Source organism: Phyllobacterium sp. P5_D12 (assembly GCF_054049495.1).
Genome location: NZ_JBFUMG010000448.1, coordinates 1 through 3661, shown reverse-complemented (window position 1 = coordinate 3661; position 3661 = coordinate 1). Strand labels below are relative to the sequence as shown.

Annotated in this window: 4 protein-coding genes; 2 read left to right on the top strand and 2 right to left on the bottom strand. The window is 56.6% G+C overall.

Features of this window, described 5'->3' with window-relative positions:
- A partial coding sequence (locus ACXJ5O_RS21505) for an amino acid permease (protein WP_457301667.1) occupies window positions 1-1420 on the bottom strand: 1420 nt, incomplete at its 3' end.
- Window positions 1421-1489: 69 nt separating this feature from the next.
- Window positions 1490-2314: an N-formylglutamate amidohydrolase gene (locus tag ACXJ5O_RS21500; protein ID WP_457301666.1), complete on the bottom strand. Its 825-nt coding sequence runs from the start codon at window positions 2312-2314 to the stop codon at window positions 1490-1492.
- 124 nt (window positions 2315-2438) lie between these two features.
- On the opposite strand from ACXJ5O_RS21500, the gene ACXJ5O_RS21495 reads away from it, so the two are divergent.
- Together ACXJ5O_RS21495 and ACXJ5O_RS21490 are read left to right on the top strand one after the other, a co-directional pair.
- Window positions 2439-3272, top strand: coding sequence for a MurR/RpiR family transcriptional regulator (locus tag ACXJ5O_RS21495; protein WP_457301665.1), 834 nt, complete (start codon window positions 2439-2441; stop codon window positions 3270-3272).
- 111 nt (window positions 3273-3383) lie between these two features.
- Window positions 3384-3661, top strand: a 278-nt coding sequence (locus ACXJ5O_RS21490; protein WP_457301664.1) for an NAD(P)-binding domain-containing protein, incomplete at its 3' end; no start/stop codon positions are given.

The following is a 3661-nucleotide window of genomic DNA, read 5'->3' as shown; positions in this document are numbered from 1 at the left end:
ATCCGACGGTGATGTAGAGGGCCCAGTCGTTAGGAGGCTGGATGCCGATGATAAAGATGAGGATCATCGAAAGGACCGAGAGGATCGCGAACAGCGTGAAGACGCCGCGTCCCATAWTCCATGGACCCATCTTGTCCCATTTCGGAGTTCCCCAGGCAAGCAGGCCAAGCACGATCGGCACTGTGAACGAGAGGAACAGGAAGATGACCGTGCAGGATACGACGATCGTATAGGCCGAAGTTCCTGCGACAGAGACGACCGACGATCCCCAGACAAACAGCACCGAAAGCACTGCTGATGTCCAGATCGCGGCGACCGGCGTACGGTATGTCGGGCTGACCTTGGCCAAGGCCGTGGAACCCGGCAATCCGCCGTCGCGCGAGAAGGCGAAGATCATGCGCGAGGCTGATGTCACCGTTGCGAGACCGCAGAGCAGCTGCGCAAGGAAAACGACGAGATAGACGAATTCCTTGAGACCCGAGCCGACCCGTTGATCGAATGCCCAGAAGAATACATTCCAGCCCTGCTTGGCGGCTTCGTCCATGTTCGGGATCATCAGGATGAATGCGGCAAGGAACAGGTAGCCGAAAATCGCTGACCAAACGACCGACATGACCATGGCGCGCGGGACTGAATGTGCGGCCTTGATCGTTTCCTCCGATGTATGGGCTGAAGCGTCATAGCCGGTGATCGTATAGATCGGCAGCAAGAGGCCAAGCKCAACCACCCACCAGTTCGAAACGGCAGGCCATACATTGCCGCCCGCCTCACCGGAGTAGTTATGGAAGGTGAACAGGCGGCTGAAATCCCACGTTTCGGCTGCGAACAGGCAGACGACAGCAATGAGAATCGAGCCAAAGAAGATCAGGTAACCGGAAAAATCCGTGAGCTTGGCCGTCAGCTTGATGCCGAGATGGTTGATCAGTGCCTGAGCACCGGTGATGATGATCAGGAAGATCGTTTGCGTCGTGAGCGTGTTCTCGATGCCAAGGGTCGGACCGAAAGCACCTACGAAGAACGTCCAGGTGCCGACATTGATGGCACCGAGAACGGTGATGAGGCCCAGCAGGTTGAGCCATGCCGTAACCCAGCCAGTGCCTCGATTGCCGAGGATCGAACCCCAATGATAGAGCCCGCCGGCAGTTGGATAGGCCGAACTGATCTGCGACATGGCGACGGCGAAGGTCAGCGAAACGAAACAACCGACCAGCCAGCCGATGCCGATACCGATACCGCCGGCACCGGAGGTCGCCTGCGCCAGCGAGTTGATGCCGCCGGAAAGAATACAGATGATTGAGAAGGATACGGCGAAGTTCGAAAAGCGGCTGAGCCGCCGCTCCAGTTCCTGGGCATAACCCATGCTATGGAGGACCTTTATGTCCTCCGATTTGTCTGTCTCAGTATAGTCTTGCTGTGTCATCACGTTCCCCTATTATTCTGGTAAGTTGCAACGTCAGATACTCGCGAGAGCGTTACTCCGTAGTTTTGTTTATGCAGTCCCCTTCTTGGCGAACCCATTGCTTTCGAACGCGATGGGTTCCACGTTCTCCCTTAGCAGCCTGGAAAGCATGACGCCCCACGCCTGTTCTTCTGATGGTGTGGTGATCAGATCGTTTCGAATCTCGATCATCACAGCCGGCAATCCAAAGGCAGAAGCGTGTCGCTCCAGTGTGTAATAGACACGGTCTGCCGGTGAATAAGGTTGGTTGATGCCGACATTGAACTCATTCAACGCCTGCAGCCCGGCAATCAATGGCGCGGCGACCCGGTCATCGTCATCATGGATGATGCCGATGTGCCAGGGGCGCTCAACTCCGCGATAGACCGGCGTATAGGAATGCACCGCCACGTAGATCGGATCAGGCATGCTTTTGCTTGCCCGCTCATCTGCCAGCTTCTCGATGGCCGCGTGATATGGCTTGTGCGAAAGTGCTACACGCTGCGATTTCGCTGCATCATCCAGATCCACATTGCCGGGAATCGTTGTCACTTCACTTAACGAAGGTACGAGATCCGGCGCGTTGAGTGGGCGATTGCAATCGATGATGAGGCGCGACACGCAGGATTCGACCAGCGGCGCGTCGAGCTCCCGGCTCAACACCCGACTGACGCCCAGTGCGCCGGGGTCCCAGGCGATATGTTTCTGCAAGTCGTCCGGATCGAGGCCAAGCGAGCCGAAGCCATCAGGGATGTAGTTGGAGGCATGGTCGCAAAGGATGACAAACTGTGAGCGCCCGTCGGGGTTCGATACCCGGACTGGATTCCAGTCATCCGCCACTGTCCGCGGCGTCCTTTGAGAAAGGCGTTGGCCCATCCTGCCCTCTTCGGCAAATGTATCTTACGTTACATTTTCTGTTTTTATTTCCACTCTCGTATGATTTGATACAGAACAGGCAAGATTGTCAAATCCGAAAACCGGATTTCGTGGGGAAACATCGATGACGACCAGCATTTCCGAGCTGATAGCTGAGAAAATCGACGCGATGCCCGCATCGGAACGCAAAGCTGCGCAGACGCTGATCGCCAATTATCCACTGATCGGCTTGCGCACTGTGGCCGAGTTTTCGACTCAGGCCGGCGTCAGTTCGCCAACGATTCTTCGTTTTGTTTCCCGTCTTGGCTTCCAGAGCTACCCGGATTTCCAGGGAGCGCTGCAAGAGGAACTGGCCGCCCAGGTGCAATCGCCATGGAACCGCGCGAGCACGATCCAGACCGCGAAAGACGGCCCGGCATTCCCTCTCATGGAAGCTGCAATCGAGAATATTCGCGAGACCTTCCAGCATCTCTCGGCACAACAACTGGATGATGTCACCGACGCCATCAGCCGCAGCCGCGCCCGCATCTACCTTCTGGGTGGCCGCTTTACCGATCCGATTGCCAGATACATGGCCGCGCATCTCAAGATCACCCGACCAGGCGTGACTCACCTCACTGGCCAGGAGAGCCACTGGCGCGACCACCTGATCGACATGGGAAAGAAGGATGTCCTCGTCATCTTTGATATCCGCCGCTATCAGCAGAGTCTGATCCAGTTTGCCGAAAAGGCACAGGCACGCGGGGTGGAGATTGTCCTGATAACCGATCAATGGCTTTCGCCAATCGCACGCTTTGCCCGCCACGTCATCGCCGGCCGCACCGCCGTGCCCTCGCCCTGGGATTCGTCTGCGACGCTCTTCCTTGTGGCCGAGACCTTGATCGCAGAAGTGACCCGCAAGCTGGAAAAGAGCAGCGCCGATCGCATCCGCGATATGGAAAAGCTCCGTGATAATTAGATTGTGAACGCAACTAACCATTGCCGCCGGTGCCCGTTGCTATACAAATGCTCATCCGGACCGAAGCCGTCCCTCGGACCCTGAGCATCGAAATAAGCAAGGACTAAAATCATGCAGCAAGCTGACATCGGATTGATCGGCCTTGGCGTCATGGGCGCCAATCTGGCGCTCAATATCGCTGAAAACGGTTATCGAGTCGCGGTTTTCAACAGGACAGTGGCAAAGACTCACGAGTTCTACGAAGAGGCTGGTAGCCTGAAAGGCCAGATTATTCCTTGCGAAACATTGGAAGATCTCGCGAAGAATATCCGCGCACCGCGCCCGATCATCCTGATGGTCAAAGCCGGAGAAGCTGTCGACGAGCAGATTGCCGCGCTGAAGCCGTTCCT